The organism is Nocardia sp. NPDC049737 (genome assembly GCF_040674755.1).
Lineage (GTDB): Bacteria > Actinomycetota > Actinomycetes > Mycobacteriales > Mycobacteriaceae > Nocardia.
This window is the reverse complement of the sequence record NZ_JBFANH010000022.1, coordinates 31,973-50,325: the sequence shown is the minus strand read 5'-3', so window position 1 is coordinate 50,325 and position 18,353 is coordinate 31,973. Positions and strand designations below refer to the sequence as shown.

Genomic DNA, 18,353 nt, shown 5'->3' with positions numbered 1-18,353 from the left:
CGCAACGCCGCTGCCTTATGTTAACAACCCCGGCAGAATATATATCGTTTTGTGCATCTCGAATCACGTTTCGCCCGTTTATATATACGCCATACACCATCGCTGGCTAGGGCATTCGGTCATCGGATCGAGCACCGAAGGCCCTGCGTCACACAGCGATACATTCGGTCGGCCGACCTCCAGGTTAACGCTCTCGATGAAAATCTAGATCATCCCCTGTCACCCTTATGAATACGGTGAGCATTTCGCGATGCGGATTTCGAAAACCGGGTTTGCATAGCAAACTAATCAGCTTAGACTGGGCCGTGGTCGGGAATAGAGGAAAGTTCAATGACTGTTCTGCGACCACCGCTACATCCCGACGAGGGATCGAGCGGCGTTACCGAGCCGGACGTGTCAGCAATAGCGCATGTGCCGCTGTCCGCTGGGCAGCGCGGGTTATGGCTGGCGCAGAAGTTGAGTCCGGATGTGCCGATATCCGAGGCACAGTACATCGACTTGCGTGGAGACCTCGATGTCGATCTCCTGCGCGAGGTGTCGATTCGAGCAGGCCACGAGTTCCAGTCCGGATACCTGCGGCTGGTAGAGGTCGACGGCGAGCCGTATCAGTTCTTCGACCCGTCGCTCGAGTACGCGGGGCCTGTGATCGATGTACGCGGTGCACCAGATCCCGTTGCTGCGGGCTTGGAGTGGATGCGTCGCGAGTACACCACACCCCTCGACATGACGCGGGACCGGTTGGTGGGAACCGCGATTGTGCAGGTAGGGGACCGGCATTACCTGCTGTACACCAGAATCCACCACGTCGCGTTGGACGGCTATGCCGGAATGATGATCGTGAACCGCATCGCGGCGCTGTACACGGCGGCGGGGCGGGGACGGACGGCGGAACCGAACCGGGCGGCGGACGTACGCACCCTGTACCAGGCCGACCGCGACTATCGGGAGTCCAAGCGGTTCGCCGACGATCAGGAATACTGGCTGAACAGACTCGCCGACGCCGGGGACGAGTCCAGTCTGGTCGACGGGCACGCACCTGCCCGCGCGGACAGCACGGTTACAACCGCCGAACTTTCGCCGGAGACGGTGGAGCGGATCGATCATTCCGCGAAAGCCTTGAACGCGAGCCCGGCCGCGGTGGTAATCGCCGCGTTCGGCTGCTACCTGGCCCGGATGACCGGCCGCGACGAGGTCATGGTCAATATTCCCGTTTCGGGTCGCACCAACGCCGTACTGCGGCGCTCCGGCGGGATGTTCGTCAATGTCGCACCCCTTCCGCTCCTGCTGGATTCGGGCGACACCGTGGCGACAGTTACGCGGCGGGTGCAGTCCGATCTGGTGGGGGCGTTGCGGCACCAGCGGTTCGGCCTAACCGATATCCGTGCCGCCGCCGGATACCACGGCGGGCAGCGGCGTTTCGCGGGCCCGGTAGTGAATGTCATGTTCTTCTATCAGGAGATCCGGTTCGGATCAATGACCGGGGAAGTCCATATCCTCAGCTCGGGGCCGGTCGACGACTTGCTGATCGACCTGTATCAAACCGGGGATCCGCCACGGACGATCCTGCACTTCCTTGCTAATCCCAACCTCTATACCGACGCCGAACTCTCGGCGCACTGCACCAGATTCGGGGAGTTCCTCGACGCATTCGCCGCCGCGCCGAACACTGCTCTCGAGCAGGTTCACCCCGACAGCGCCCGTGCGGGTGCCCGGATCAAGCGTCGCCGTGAGAATCTGGCGTTCTGGCGAGCCGCGCTCGCGGACCTTCCCGAAGAGCTTCGCCTGCCGTTCGACCGGCCACGGCGGGCGGCGCTGTCGAAGCGAGGCACCACCGCGCGGTACCCGTTGCGTGCCGATCTGGTTTCGGCGTTGCAACGGTACGCGCGGCAGCATAATTCGTCACTGTTCACGACGATCCACGCCACATTGGCGGTGCTGCTCGCCCGGTTGAGCGGCACCACCGACATTCCGATCGGCACACCGATCGCCACGCGCGACGATGCCGCCGACGGATTCGTCGATACTCTGGTGCTACGGACCGAGATTGATCTCGATGAATCGTTCACCGACCTGCTCGGTCGTGTCGAACAAACCGATCTGGACGCCTTCGAACACGCCGATGTTCCGTTCGAGCAGGTGCTGGACGAACTCGTTCCGCAGCGGTCTCGGTCCCGGCAGTCGCTGCTTCAGGTGATGCTGGCGTTGCGGAATCCGGAATCCGCTCTCGAGACGTCGGGGATCGATCTTCTCGAAGAGGCGTCTCGCTTCGAGCTGCAGTTCCTGGTGTCGGAAAACCATGACAGCGGCGATATGACCGTCACGGTCACCTACGCCACGGCTCTGTTCGACGCCGCGACCATCGATTCTCTTGCGCATCGGTGGATTCGGATTCTGGAATCGATAACGACCGATCCATCCATTCCCGTCGGAGTCATCGACGTACTCGAACCCGTCGAGCGAGCCGACCTGCTGACCCGCTCCGGCGCGCCTTCCACAACCCCTACCACGCTGCCCGATCTGCTGGCGGCAGCAGCCACACTCCATCCCGACGCCACCGCGATCGTCTACGACGGACAACAACTGAGCTATCGAGAGCTCGACGAACACTCCAACCAGTTGGCACGACAGCTCATCGAGCGCGGCATCGGACCCGAAGACATCGTCGCCATCGGCATTCCACGCTCGGTGGACTCGGTACTCGCGGTATGGGCCATCGCCAAATCGGGGGCCGCTTTCCTGCCGATCGACCCGACCTACCCGACCGAACGCATCACCCACATGATGACCGATTCAAAAGCGGCCATCGGCATTACAACCGCATCCGTACACGCGCAACTACCCGACAATATGGACTGGCTGATATCGGACAATCTCGATACTTCCGGCGACCGGCCCAACACCGATGACAACCGGCCCGTCACTGACAGCGATCGTGTTCGTCCCTTGCGGATCGACGATATCGCCTACGTCATCTACACCTCCGGCTCAACCGGACTCCCCAAAGGCGTAGCGGTCACCCACCGCGGACTCGGCAACTGCGCCGCGGCTCACCGGGCTGCCATGGGCATCGAACCCAGCTCCCGCGCGCTACATCTGGCATCACCCAGCTTCGACGTATCAGTACTCGAGTTGCTGATGCCGCTGGCTGCCGGCGCGGCCATGGTCGTCGCACCCACCGACGTCTACGGCGGGGATGAACTCGCCGCACTGCTCGAACGCGAACACATCAGCCACCTCCTCATTTCACCGTCGGTACTGTCCACCATCGACCACACCCGCTGGCCACTACCGGATCTGAAGTATCTGATGGTCGGCGGCGAGGATTACGGCAGTGAGGTGGTCGAACGCTGGGGCGGTGACCGTGTCGTGCTCAACGAATACGGACCAAGCGAAACCACCATTTCCACGACGCTGAGCGCCTCGCTGACAGTGGGCGAGCTGGTCACGATCGGTAGGCCGATCCGTGGTGTCTCGGCATGGGTGTTGGATCAACGGCTGCAACCGGTACCCGTTGGTGTAGCCGGCGAATTGTATGTCGCCGGCGATTTGCTGGCCCGTGGATACCACCATCGAACAAATGTGACGGCCGAACGATTCGTAGCCTGCCCCTGGATACCCAGCCGACGCATGTACCGCACCGGCGACATCGTCCGCTGGACCACCAACCGCACAATCCAACACCTCGGCCGATCCGACTTCCAAGTGAAAATCCGCGGCCTACGCATCGAACTCGGCGAAATCGACACCACACTCACCACCCACGAAACCGTCGCCTACGCCACCACCATCGGCCACCACAACAACACCGGAACCCAAACACTCATCTCATACGTCCTCGCCACACCCGACCACACCATCGACACCACAACCCTCACCCAATACCTCACCGACCACCTACCGTCCTACATGGTCCCAACCTCGATCACGGTCCTGGACCACATCCCATTGACACCAACCGGCAAACTCGACCGAAAAGCACTACCCAAACCAATCTTCACCGACCACAAACCCTTCCGAGCACCCCGAACACCAACCGAACACACCATCACCCAAGCATTCACCGACGTACTCGGCATCGACACAATCGGTCTCGACGACTCCTTCTTCGCCCTCGGCGGCGACAGCTTGGTCGCGACCCGCGTCGCGGCGCGACTCGGGGCCGCATTGGATGCCGAGATTCCGGTGCGACTGTTGTTCGAGGCTTCCACAGTCGCGGAACTCACCACTCGCATAGAGCAGCATGCCGGTACAGGGCGCAGACGCCCACCGCTGATCGCCGGGCCGCGCCCCGATCTCGTGCCGTTGGCGCCAGCCCAACAACGGATGTGGTTCTTCAATCAGTACGACACCGCGTCGGGTGCATACAACATGCCGATCGCCATTCGGCTGCGTGGCGACTTGAACGTCGACGCCCTGCACTCGGCGGTTATCGACGTGCTGGGTAGGCACGAGTCGTTGCGAACGCGGTACCCGGATCTCAACGGAACGCTGATCCAACTGATCGAGCCCGTCGAGAACGTGGACCGCGAACTGATCGTGGTGCCGGTCGCGCCGAGCCAGTTGGTCGAGACGGTAACCGAATTCGTCGCCGAAGGCTTCGATGTGACCACCCAGGCGCCCGCGCGTGCCCGGTTGTTCCGCATTGTCGGGGGCACGCAACCGGAATACGTACTGGCCGTCGTGGTGCACCACATCGCCGCGGATGGCTTCTCCATGACGCCGCTGGCGCGCGACGTGACGACCGCTTATGCCGCCCGGATCCGCGGGGCGGCCCCGGCGTGGGCACCACTACCGGTCCAGTACGCGGACTACGCACTGTGGCATCGAGCCATCCTCGGCGCGCCCGGCGATCCGGAATCGCTGGGCGCCGAACAGATCCGATACTGGACCGAGGCTCTGGACGGCGTTGCCGAGGAACTCCGTCTGCCGTTCGACCGGCCGCGGCCGGTGGTGCTGTCGAATCGAGGCGCCACGGTCGATTACTCGGTGCCCGCCGGTTTGGTGCGGGCATTGGAACGGTTTGCGCGGCAGCATAATTCGTCACTGTTCATGGCGATCCACGGCACATTGGCGGTGCTGCTCGCCCGGTTGAGCGGCACCACCGACATTCCGATCGGCACACCGATCGCCGGGCGCGGAATAGCCGCACTCGACGACATGATCGGCATGTTCGTCAACACCCTGGTACTGCGGACCGAGATCGATCTCGACGAATCCTTCACCGATCTGCTCGGCCGGATCAAACAAACCGATCTGGACGCCTTCGAACACGCCGATGTTCCGTTCGAGCAGCTGGTGGACAAACTCGTCGTACAGCGGTCCCAAGCACGACACCCGCTGTTCCAGGTGATGCTGGCGTTCCAGAACCTGGAACCGGTAGCGCTGCGGCTCCCCGATCTCGAGCTCTCGATGGTCGATCTGCCCAACGAGGTCTCCCGGTTCGACCTGCAATTCATCCTGTCGGAAAACCATGACAGCGGCGATATGACTGTCGCGGTCACTTATGCGACGGATTTGTTCGATCCCGCGACGATCGATTCTGTTGTGCGTCGGTGGATTCGGATTCTGGAATCGGTAACCGCCGATGCGACTGTTGCTGTCGGGGTGATCGATGTCCTCGAACCTGCCGAGCGGGCTGATCTGTTGACTCGCTCCGGCGCGTCTTCGGCATCGCCTGCCACGTTGCCTGATTTGTTGACGGCGGCGGTCGCACTGGATCCGGATGCTACTGCGATCGTTTGTGGTGGTCAGGGTTTGAGTTATCGGGAGCTCGACGAACGCTCCAATTGGTTGGCGCGGCGGCTTATCGGGTGTGGTATCGGGCCGGAAGATGTTGTTGCGATTGGTATTCCACGTTCGGCGGACTCGGTGCTCTCGGTTTGGGCGGTCGCGAAGTCGGGGGCTGCTTTTCTGCCGATCGACCCGACCTATCCGGCTGAGCGCATCACCCACATGATGACCGATTCCAATGCGGCCATCGGCATTACGACCGCGTCCGTACGGGCGCAGTTACCCGACGACACCGATTGGTTGATACTGGACGACCTCGACGAGACCGACCGCAGTCCGATCATTGACAGCGACCGGGTTCGTCCCGTGCGGATCGACGATATCGCCTACGTCATCTACACCTCCGGCTCAACCGGACTCCCCAAAGGCGTAGCGGTCACCCACCGCGGACTCCGCAACTGCGCCACCGCGAACAAAGACCTGATGGGGATCGAACGCAGCTCTCGCACACTGCATCTGGCATCACCCAGCTTCGACGTATCAGTACTGGAAATGCTGCTGCCCCTGCCCGTCGGCGCGGCCATGGTCGTCGCACCCACCGACGTCTACGGCGGGGATGAACTCGCCGCACTGCTCGAACGCGAACACATCAGCCACGCCCTCATTTCACCGTCGGTACTGTCCACCATCGACCACACCCGCTGGCCACTACCGGATCTGGGACACCTGATCGTCGGCGGTGAGAATTACGGCAGTGAGGTGGTCGAACGCTGGGGCAGCGACCGGAAGCTGTGCAACGACTACGGTCCAACCGAAACCACCGTCACTGCGACGCGGGCCGTCTTGGCGGCCGGAAAGCTGGTCACGATCGGCCACCCGATCCGTGGTGTCTCGGCATGGGTGTTGGATCAACGGCTGCAACCGGTACCCGTTGGTGTAGCCGGCGAATTGTATGTCGCCGGCGATTTGCTGGCCCGTGGATACCACCATCGAACAAATGTGACGGCCGAACGATTCGTAGCCTGCCCCTGGATACCCAGCCGACGCATGTACCGCACCGGCGACATCGTCCGCTGGACCACCAACCGCACAATCCAACACCTCGGCCGATCCGACTTCCAAGTGAAAATCCGCGGCCTACGCATCGAACTCGGCGAAATCGACACCACACTCACCACCCACGAAACCGTCGCCTACGCCACCACCATCGGCCACCACAACACCACCGGAACCCAAACACTCATCTCATACGTCCTCGCCACACCCGACCACACCATCGACACCACAACCCTCACCCAATACCTCACCGACCACCTACCGTCCTACATGGTCCCAACCTCGATCACGGTCCTGGACCACATCCCATTGACACCAACCGGCAAACTCGACCGAAAAGCACTACCCAAACCAATCTTCACCGACCACAAACCCTTCCGAGCACCCCGAACACCAACCGAACACACCATCACCCAAGCATTCACCGACGTACTCGGCATCGACACAATCGGTCTCGACGACTCCTTCTTCGCCCTCGGCGGCGACAGCATCATGTCGATCCAGTTGGTTGCCCGAGCCAGGGCAGCCGGTGTGGCGTTCTCCGCACGCGATGTGTTCGAGCGAAAGACGGTCGCCGAACTGGCCGAGGTCGCGGTCCGCGACGGCACCGCGACGTCCCTTGTGACGGAACTGCCCGGCGCAGGTGTGGGACCGGTACCGCTGACACCGAGCATGCGACGGCTACTCGAACGGACCGAGTCGAAGTTCGGCCGCTACTCGCAGGCGATGATGCTGAATCTGCCGAGGGGAATCGACCGGCAGCGGCTGGCGAACACCGTGCAGGCGGTACTCGATCGGCACGACATGCTGCGTGCACGGCTCTCGTACGACGACGGGCGCAGAGCGTGGGATGTGCTGCCGATAGGAACGATTCGCGCCGACGACGTCATCCACCGGGTGCCGATACAAGCCAGCACCGAGTTCCCGACATCGGCGGCGGCGGAATCGACTTCCGCTGCCGACCGGCTCGATCCGTACGCCGGGATCGTGCTGCAGGTGGTCTGGTTCGATCCGGTGCACACGGCGGAACCGGGCCGAGTCCTGGTGCTGGTGCATCATTCGGTGATCGATACGGCTTCCTGGCGAGTGCTGGTGGCCGACCTCGCGGTCGCGTGGGCGCGGATCGAATCCGGCGAGCCACCCGATCTGGCCCCGGTCGGGACGTCGATGCGCAGGTGGTCCTATGGGCTGGTCGAGGCGGCACAACAGCCGGAACGCACCGCTGAGCTCGAACTGTGGCGAGCAACCGCCGACGGGCCCGATCCGATGATCGGGTCGCGAACCCTCGACCCCGCGATCGACGTTGCGGCCACCGCTCGGACGGTCGAGATCGAGCTGTCCCCCGAGATGACCGAGACGCTGTTGACCGAGGTGCCCGCGACGTTCCACGGCGGGGTGGGCGATGGACTACTGGCCGCGCTGGCGGTGGCGGTGACGAAGTGGCGGCGCGAACGGGAACCGGAGACCGCGGCGCTGACGGATATGGTGATCGGTCTCCAAGGGCACGGTCGCCAGGAAGACGTCGTCGCGGGCTCGGACCTGACCCGGACGGTCGGCTGGTTCACCACGAGTTATCCGGTGCGTTTGGATCTGGCGGGGATCGATATCGACGACGCGTGCGCGGGCGGGCCGGCCATGGGCGCAGCGGTCAAGTCCGTCAAGGAACAACTGCTCGCCATCCCCGACCACGGGATCGGCTACGGCTTGCTCCGGTACCTCAACGACGACACCCGCTCGACACTCGCTGCGCAGCCGACGCCGCAGATCGGATTCAACTACCTCGGCGGCGTCTCCACCGGGATTCCCGAAGGGGTTCCGGCGGTCGGATGGCTGCCGGTGGACGGCGGCGAAATCGTCGGTGCGCGGAATCCGGATATGCCGGTGTCGGCGGTGCTCGACATCGAAGCCTGCACCCGCGACGACGGAGAAGGGCCGCGGTTGCGGGCCATCTGGTCCTATCCCGCCGAGGTTCTCACCGCGGACGAGGTGTCCGCGGTGGCGCAGTCGTGGTGCCGGGCATTGACCGCATTGGCGAACCATGCCCGCAATGCCGGGGGCGGGGGACGGACACCATCGGATCTCGATCTGGTCAGGCTCGGGCAGGCCGAAATCGAGCGACTCGAGAACAGGTATCCGGCGTTGAGCGACATCTGGCCACTGACGCCGTTGCAGGAGGGGTTGCTGTTCCACGCGTTGGTGTCGGTGGAGTCGGTGGACGCCTACTTGACCCAGCTGGTCCTCGAACTGCGCGGACAAGTCGATGCGGAGCGGCTGCGCCGAGCCGGACAAGTGCTGCTGGACCGGCATGCGAATCTGCGCACCGCCTTCGACGCCGATGTCGGGCCGGTGCAGGTGATCCAGCACGATGTCGAAGCCGCCTGGTCGGAGCTCGACCTGTCCGGGCTCGATGACAGTGCACGCGATCGCGAGTGGGAGCTGCTCTTGGCGGCGGACCGGGCAACCAGGTTCGATCCCGCTCGCGCCCCCCTGCTGCGCTGGATGCTCGTCACCACCGGGCCGCAGCGCTACCGACTGGTCCTGACCAATCATCACCTGCTGCTCGACGGCTGGTCGACGCCGCTGCTCCTGAAGGAGTTGCTGGTGCTCTACGCCACCAACGGCGATGCCGCGATGCTGCCCGACGTCCGCCCCTACCGGGACTTCCTGGCCTGGATCGCCGGGCAGGACCCGGCCGCGGCGCTCGATGCCTGGGCCCGCGCGTTCGAGGGTGCCGAGGAGCCGACCCTGGTGGCGCAAGCCGATCCCACCCGCCGCTACACCGAATCCCGCGATGTGCTCGGCGAGCTGACCGAGGAGCAGACCACGGCGCTGACGAGCCTCGCAAGGGCCCGTGGCGTCACCCTCAACACCGTGATCCAGCTGGCATGGGCAATCGTGTTGGGCACGTTGACCTCTCGGGACAACGTGACGTTCGGTGCCGTGGTCTCCGGACGGTCCCCGCGGATCACGGGCATCGAATCGATGATCGGACTGTTCATCAACACGGTGCCGGTGCACGTCCGTCTGAACCCCGACGAAACCCTCGGACAGCTGCTAGACCGAATCCAGACCGAACAGACGGCCCTGCTCGACCACCAGTTCGTCGGCCTCACCGAAATCGAGCGGGTGGCCGGGCCTGGGGCGGTGTTCGACACGATGACAGTGTTCGAGTCGTTCCCGATCGACCGTTTCGGGCTGACGGCGGACACCGATATCGCGGGCATGCGAGTAGTCGACGTCTCGGGCATGGACGGCGCGCACTATCCGCTGGGATTGGTCGCACAGGTCGATACCCGACTGCACCTGAAGATCAAGTACCTGCCCGAACTGTTCGACCACGAAACTATGAACGCAACCCTGCGGCGAGTCCAGCGCGTGCTCGGCGTCGTCGCAACCGACCCGGATCTACCGCTGGCCCGCCTGAACCTGCTCTCCGCCGCAGAATACCGGGAGTTGACACCGGTGTCGGGCTCCCCCGCGGTGCCGGGGCGAGTGTTGCCGGAGCTGTTGACGGCGACGGCCGAGCGAGATCCCGGGGCGGTCGCGGTGGTGTACGAGGATCGGCGGTGGACCTACGGCGAGCTCGATGCCCAGTCGAATCGGTTGGCACGGTTGCTGATCGCTCGGGGTGTGGGGCCGGAGGCCACTGTCGCGGTGGGCCTGCCGCGATCGGTCGAGTCGGTGCTCGCGGTATGGGCGGTGGCGAAGTCAGGGGCGGCATTCGTGCCGGTAGACCCGCAGTATCCGACCGGCCGGATCGAACACATGCTCATCGATTCGGGCGTGGCGGTGGGAATCACCTTGTCCCAGTGGCGGTATCAATTGCCGGGATCGGTGCCGTGGTTGCTCCTCGACGAGGCTGCGGCCGAAGGCGAGGCGTCCGCGGCACCGGTGACCGATGCGGAGCGAACAAGGCCGATCCGGCTCGACCATGCGGCGTACCTGATCTACACCTCCGGTTCGACGGGTGTGCCCAAAGGGGTGGTGGTTTCGCACCAAGGGTTGGCTGATCTGGTGGCCGAGCAATGTTCGCGGTTCGATATCGAGCCCGGCGCGCGGGTACTGCATGTCGCGTCGCCGAGTTTCGATGCGGCGGTCCTGGAAATGCTCTGGGCGTTCACCTCGGGTGGCCGGCTGGTGATCGCACCGCCGAGTGTCTACGGCGGGAACGAGCTCGCGCGGATCCTGTCGAGTGAGCGGGTGACCCACGCCGCGATGACGCCGACGGCCTTGGCGACGGTCGACCCCGTCGGTCTGGAGAACCTCGAGACCGTCGTGCTCGGTGGTGAAGCGCCACCACCGGACCTGGTGTCACGGTGGGCGCCGGGCCGGAGATTGTTCAACACCTACGGTCCGGCAGAGGCCACCATCCTGACCGACGCCAGTGCGCCGCTGGTGGCAGGCGAGCCGGTAACGGTCGGCGAACCTATCCGCGGGGTCGGGCAGGTCGTGCTGGACGCCTGGTTGCGGCCGGTGCCCGTCGGAGTCGTCGGCGAGCTGTATCTCACGGGTCCCGCGCTGGCTCGTGGTTACCGCAACCGAATGGGGCTGACGGCGGCGCGGTTCGTCGCCGATCCGTTCGCGGAGCCGGGACAGCGCATGTATCGGACCGGTGACCTGGCGCGGTGGCTGCGGCTACCGCAGGGGAATCTGGCGCTCGACTACGTGGGTAGGGCCGACTTCCAGGTCAAGCTCCGTGGTTTCCGCATCGAGCTCGGCGAGGTCGAATCGGGTTTGCTGGCCTCCGGTGTGGCGCGCGCGGCCGCGACCATCCACCGGAGCCCCGCCGGTGACCGGTTGGTGGGGTACGTGGTGCCCGAGCCCGGCGTCGACCTCGCCCCGGCCGCGGTCCTCGCTTTCGCCGGCCAGCGGCTGGCCTCGTACATGGTGCCCGCGGCCATCGTGGTGCTCGACACGCTGCCGGTGACCCAGAATGGCAAGCTCGACCGTGCCGCGCTACCCGAGCCGGACTTCACTACGGGTCGAGCCGAATTCCGAGCGCCGATCACCGACGTGGAGACAACCCTGGCCGGACTGTTCGCCGAGGTATTGGGCGTCGACACGGTCGGTCTCGATGACTCGTTCTTCGCCCTGGGCGGCGACAGCATCATGTCGATCCAGTTGGTAACCCGAGCCCGGGCAGCAGGTCTGGTGTGCTCCACGCGGGAGGTGTTCGAGCGGAAGACGGTCGCCGGACTGGCTCAGGTCGCGGGCCGGGACAGCACGAAGGCGGTCCCCCTCCCGACGGAACTCCCAGGAGCAGGCGTGGGACCGGTACCACTGACACCGATCATGTGTTGGATGTTCGAGCGTGGCGGGTTCGACCGTTTCTGCCAGTGGGTGATGCTCACGCTGCCGAGCGGCATAGACATGACCGGGATCGGGGCCACTGTTCAAGCGGTGATCGATCACCACGACATGCTGCGGGCCCGAGTGCGTCCGGAACCCACGCACCCGTCCGGGTGGATATTGCAGGTGCGGCCGGCCGCGATGACCGCCGCCGGGCTGATCCGGCGCGTGTCGGTGCAAGCGGCACCGGACAGCGCCGCCTTCGCCGCGATCGCCGCCGCCGAGGCGAACGCGGCCGCCGAACGCCTCGACCCCGGCAGCGGAATCGTGCTGCAGCTGGTCTGGTTCGACTGGGCCGAACGGCCGGGACGCCTGCTCGTCGTCGCACACCACCTGGTCGTCGATGGTGTGTCGTGGAGAATTCTGATTCCCGACCTCGCCTCGGCATGGGCCCAGGTCAGTGCCGGGCAACGGCCGCGGCTCGCGCCCGTCGGCACCTCGATGCGACGCTGGGCGTACGGCCTCAGCACCGCGGCCGAGCGCCTCGATGAACTCGACTGGTGGCGATCCGCCCTCGGTACCGCTGATCCGGCGATCGGTGCCCGCCCGCTCGACCCGGAGGTGGACGTGCAAGCGACGGTCGCCACTGTCGAGGTGACGCTGCCGACCTCGGTGACCCGCGCCGTGCTCACCACACTGCCCCGGATATTCCGCGGCAGTGTGGACGACGCCCTCATAGCCGGACTCGCTCTGGCACTGACGCGATGGCGGCGCCGGCACGGCGACAACGTGACCGAAACGCTGCTCACCCTCGAAAGCCACGGTCGGCACGACACGGTGCTGCCCGGCGCCGACCTCACCCGCACGGTCGGATGGTTCACCACCACCTACCCGGTGCGGCTCGACCTGTCCGGTATCGACGTCGACGACGCGTTCGCAGCGGGCGCTGCCGCGGCGGCGGTCGTCAAATCGGTCAAGGAACAACTCCGCGCGATCCCCGATCGCGGGATCGGCTACGGGCTGCTGCGCTACCTCAACGCGGATACCGCCCCCATCCTGCGTGCGCTGCCGACCCCGCAGGTGAGCTTCAACTATCTCGGTCGTTTCGACACCATTCCCGCGCAGTTGCGCGACAGCGGATGGATGCCCGCCGGTGCCGCAACCGACGGCGGCGGAAGCCAGAATCCCGACGCGTCCGCGGCAGCCGTGCTCGGCGTCAACGCGGCCACCGCGGATACATCGGACGGCCCCGCCCTGACCGCCGCCTGGGATTACCCGACCGGCGTGCTCACCTCCGCCGAAGTCACCGACCTCGCCGAACTGTGGCGCGACGCCGTGACGGCTCTCGCCGCGCACGCGTCCCGGCCCGGTGTCGGCGGGCTGACGCCCTCCGATATCGGCCTCGTCGACCTCGACCAGGCCGCGATCGACCGGCTGGAGACCCGACATCATGCATTGGACGACGTCTGGCCGCTCACGCCGCTGCAGGCGGGGCTGCTGTTCCACGCCCAGCTCGCCGACGGCGCACCCGACGCCTACATCGTGCAACTCTGTGTGGAACTCGGCGGACACGTCGACGCGGACCGGCTGCGCCGCGCGGCGCAAACTCTCCTCGGACGGCACCCGAACCTACGGACCGCATTCGTGCGCGACGGCGCCCACGAGCCGGTCCAGGTGGTGTACCGGCATGTCGAGGTGCCGTTCGCCGAAGTCGACTTGGCCGAGCGCGACGACATCGCTGCCGCACTCGAACAGGTCATGGAAAGCGACCGCCATTTCGACCTGGCCTCGGCGCCACTGCTACGCCTGACGCTGATCAGCATCGCCCCCCAGCAGTACCGCCTGGTGTTGAGCATCCATCACATCCTGATAGACGGCTGGTCCACCCCACTGCTGATTCGGGAACTGCTGATCCTCTACGCCGGCGACAGCGTCCCCTCGGCACTGCCCCCGATGCGTCCCTATCGCGATTACCTGGTGTGGCTGAACAACCAGGACCGGGCCGGGGCCGAAACCGCGTGGGCACAAGCACTCGACGGTGTGGCCGAGCCGACTCTGCTGGCCCCCGCGGACCGTGGCCGCCGGACCACCGCCGCCGGACACGAAGTGCGGGTGCAGCTCGACCAGAACCGCACCGCGGCCCTGGTCGCCGCGGCCAACCAACAAGAGGCCACCCTCAACACCGTCATCCAGGCGGCCTGGGCGCTCGTGCTCGCCAACGCGACCACCCGCGAAGACGTGGTCTTCGGCACGACCGTTTCCGGGCGTCCGCCGCAGCTTCCCGGCATCGAATCGATGATCGGCCTGTTCGTCAACACCGTGCCCGTGCGGGTCCGGCTCGACCACTGCGAAAGCCTCGCCCGACTGCTGCGGCGAATCCAAACCGAACAAGCGGCGCTACTCGACCATCACCATCTCGGACTCGCCCGGATCCAGCAGGTGGCCGGCCCCGGCGCGATGTTCGACACCGTGACCGTCTTCGAGTCCTACCCAGTCGACCGGACCGGGCTGTCCGAAGACATCGACATCGCCGGAATGCACGTCCTCGACATCCAAGGACGTGACGCCGCGCACTATCCGCTCGGCCTGATCGTTCACCACGACACTCGGCTGCACCTGAGCTTCGAATACCTGCCTGAACTGTTCACTCGACAGCAGATCGACGCCCTCGCCGACCGAGTGCTGCGGGTGCTCGACGCCATCGCCACGCATATCGACCTCCCGCTGACCGAACTGCAGCTGCTGTCGCCCGTCGAGCAGGCCACGCTGGTGCCCGTCTGCGGTCGGCCCGGCACGGTGATGTCGGTGTTGCCGCAGGTGTTGTCGGACGCGGTCACGACGACGCCGGGTACAGAAGCGCTGGTCGGCAACGGTGTAAGGCTGTCGTACCGCGAACTCGATGAAACCTCCAACCGGTGGGCGCGGGCATTGATCGATATGGGGATTGGACCGGAAGCGATAGTCGCGGTAGCGCTACCGCGCTCGATCGACGCCATCATCGCCGTGTGGGCGGTCGCCAAGACCGGCGGCGCGTTCGTCCAGATCGACCCCGCCCATCCTCGCGACCGGGTCACGCGCATCCTCACCGACTCCGGTGCCGCCGTGGGGCTGACCCTCGAGACCTACCGGGATCGGCTATCGGATGCGCTCGGATGGTTCGCCCTCGACGAGCCCACCTTCGACGCGACCACGGCGGCGGCGGACCCCACAGCGATTGATGACGCCGAGCGCGCGACCCCGTTACGGCCTGAGCATCCGGCCTACCTGATATACACCTCAGGCTCCACCGGGACCCCCAAAGGGGTCGTGGTCACCCATACCGGGATAGCGAACCTGGCCACCGAAATACGGGAGCGGTTCGGCCTGACCCCTGCCTCTCGGATGCTGGCCGCCGCCTCCCCGACCTTCGACGTCTCGATCCTCGAATGGCTCACCGCGACCACGGCCGGTGCCACCCTCGTGCTCGCCCCCGCGTCGGTAGCCGCCGGCGCCGAACTGACCGAGTTGATCAATGCCGAACACGTGACCCATGCCGCCGTCACTCCCACCGTGCTCGCATCACTGCACCCGGACGAACTCGACACCCTCGACACCTTGATCCTCGGCGGCGAGACCTGTCCGCCCGATCTGGCAGCACAGTGGACGCCGGGCCGCACCGTGCTCAACGCATACGGGGCTACCGAAACCACAATCGTCAGTTGCGGCCATGCTCCTTTGACCACAACCACGGGCGGCGGCCCGGCGACATTCGGCGGGCCCGTGCTCGGATTCACCGCCGTCGTACTCGACCGCAGATTGCGTCCGGTCCCGGCCGGAGTGGTCGGCGAACTGTACGTGTCCGGACCGGGCCTCGCCCGCGGCTACCACCGGCAGCCCGCAACCACGGCAGCCCGATTCGTCCCCGACCCATACGGTCCTGCCGGGACACGCATGTATCGGACCGGCGACCTGGTCAGCTGGACGACCGACCGAACTCTGCGATTCTCGGGTCGCAGTGACCTGCAGCTCGAGATCAACGGCCACCGCATCGAACCCGGTGATATCGAAGCCGCGCTCCGCGGTCACCCCGATGTCGACCAGGCCGCCGTCACGATCCACACCCGGCCCAACGGCAGCAATCAGCTCGTCGGCTATGTCGTGCCGACTCCCGGCACCACGACCGACACCGCCACACTGACCGCACACCTCGCAACGCGACTGGCCACACACATGATCCCCACCGCCATTCTCATCGTCGACCGAATCGCCCTGACCTCTACCGGCAAAGTCGATTACAAAGCCCTGCCCACACCCCGCTGGCGACCTGCTCGGTTCCGGCCGCCGTCCACCGCACTCGAGGCCACCGTGTGCGACGCCTTCACCCGAACCCTCGGCCTCGAGCGAGTCGGCCTCGACGACGGCTTCTTCACCCTCGGTGGCAACTCGCTTGCCGCGGCCGAGCTGGTGGCGCGGCTGGCGGAGTCGACCGGTGTCAACGTGCCGGTTCAGTGGATCTTCACCGACCCGACGCCCGAGTCGCTGGCCCGCCGCATCGACCTCGGCCGCTACGGCTTCGACGAGCAGGACCCCGGCGACGCGCTGTCCGTCGTTCTCCCCCTGCGCGCCACCGGGGACGCGCCGCCACTGTTCTGCGTCCACCCCGCCATCGGATTGGCTTGGGGTTTCAGCGGACTCGTGCAGCACCTCGACCTCGACCACCCCGTGTACGGTCTGCAATCCCCGGCATTCAGTGACGCCACCGCGCAGTTCGAGACGCTCGACCAGCTGGCCGCCCGCTACGTCCGAGAGATCCGGGCTGTCCAACCGCACGGCCCGTACCACCTGCTCGGCTACTCGCTCGGCGGCACCATCGCGCATGCGATCGCCGTCCGACTCCGTGGCATCGGTGAGACCGTCGCCACCCTGGCCATGATGGATACCCGCGTCGTCACCGCGAGCACCGTCCGCTTGCCCACTCCTACGATCGCGGAGCTGCTCGCCGAGTTCGCCGGCCTCGACGTGCCACCGGGCCCGGCTGATATCACCGCCGCGGCCGCAGCCGAACTGCTACACCGGCAAGGCGGGCTGTTCACCGCGGTGACCCCCGAGCATCTGGTGATCCTGCACGACGACTACGCCCGGCTCGTCGACCTCACGTGGAATCACCGGCCGACTCCCTTCGACGGTGACCTGATCTACTTCAGCGCTGCCGCCGACACAGCGGACGGCCCCTCCCCCGTCCTGGCTTGGAACAACCTCATCACCGGCCGGATCACCGAACATCGCATTCCGGTCCGACACGAACGGATGATCGAGCCCGACTCGCTGCGCGCGATCGGATTCGTGCTCACCGAGCACTTCCGCTCATCCCGAACCCCGCCAGAGCCCCCCACCTCTGCAAGGACAAGCCGCTCATGAGAACCGACCGAATCGTCGGGACACGTTCCGGCGTCGAGCCAGTCAACCTGTTCGCTCCCGATCCACCGACGTCGCGAATCGGCTCGCACCCCAGTGCTGCCGAATTGCGTAGGTGGACTCTCGAATATCTGTGTCGGCCGCACCCCGACCTCGGTCGATCCGGCCCGGTCTGTCCATACACCAGCCGCGCCATCTCGAACAATTTCCTGTGGGCCGCATTCATCGAAGGTCGTTCCATCGATGTCGAGCAGCTGACGGCAGTCATCGACGATCTGTTCAGCCTGTTCCCCACCTTGGAGCCCCGGGACGAACCCGAGTCCAGGCTCAAGGCTCTGCTCGCGGTCTTCCCGGACCTCACCGAATACACCGATATCGACGCGATTCAACATGAACAGAAGTCTCGGTTCGTTGAAAAGGGTCTGATGCTGGGTCAGTTCTATCCGGGGTGCACCGTCCCGGGGCTGCACAACCCGGCCTTCCCCGCACTCGACGCGCCACTGCCCATGCTCGCCGTTCGTCATATGGCCCCCACTGACTTCCCATTCCTGAGTTCCCGCCATGAATGGATAGACTCCTACCTCAAACTATTCGCCCCAGCGATCCCCAAGTTCATCACCAGCACCATGTCCGACCGACTCATACAGCCAACCGAAGACTCGGACGAGACTCACTGAGGTCGGGTTCGACGGACCAGTGCTTCGTCAGCTCGGCAGGTGCGGCAACGCGGCGGCCGCAACGGTCCGGGTGACCACCGGATTCGTGCTCTGCACCGTGACGACCGGCACGAGACGTACGCTGCGGCGATCCTGTACCTCCACGCCCCGCCCTGGTCGTCGCGGTGCCGCAAGCCGATACACATGCATTACGATCGGCTAGCTGTG

2 protein-coding genes are annotated in these 18,353 nt (G+C 65.4%); both read left to right on the top strand.

Going from position 1 to position 18,353, the window contains the following annotated elements; all coding sequences use genetic code 11:
* Positions 1–330: 330 nt before the first annotated feature.
* A complete protein-coding gene (locus AB0J47_RS27185) occupies positions 331–17,472 on the top strand; it encodes an amino acid adenylation domain-containing protein (protein ID WP_364351770.1) in 17,142 nt (5,713 codons plus the stop codon).
* Positions 17,469–18,146, top strand: coding sequence for a DUF6875 domain-containing protein (locus AB0J47_RS27180; protein ID WP_364351767.1), 678 nt, complete (start codon positions 17,469–17,471; stop codon positions 18,144–18,146). The genes AB0J47_RS27185 and AB0J47_RS27180 overlap by 4 nt, the downstream gene beginning before the upstream one ends.
* Positions 18,147–18,353: the final 207 nt, after the last annotated feature.

Bases quoted from the DNA above. Each gene is read 5' to 3' on its own strand.
- AB0J47_RS27185 (WP_364351770.1), top strand. From the start codon at position 331: ATGACTGTTCTGCGACCACCGCTACATCCCGACGAGGGATCGAGCGGC.
- AB0J47_RS27180 (WP_364351767.1), top strand. From the start codon at position 17,469: ATGAGAACCGACCGAATCGTCGGGACACGTTCCGGCGTCGAGCCAGTC.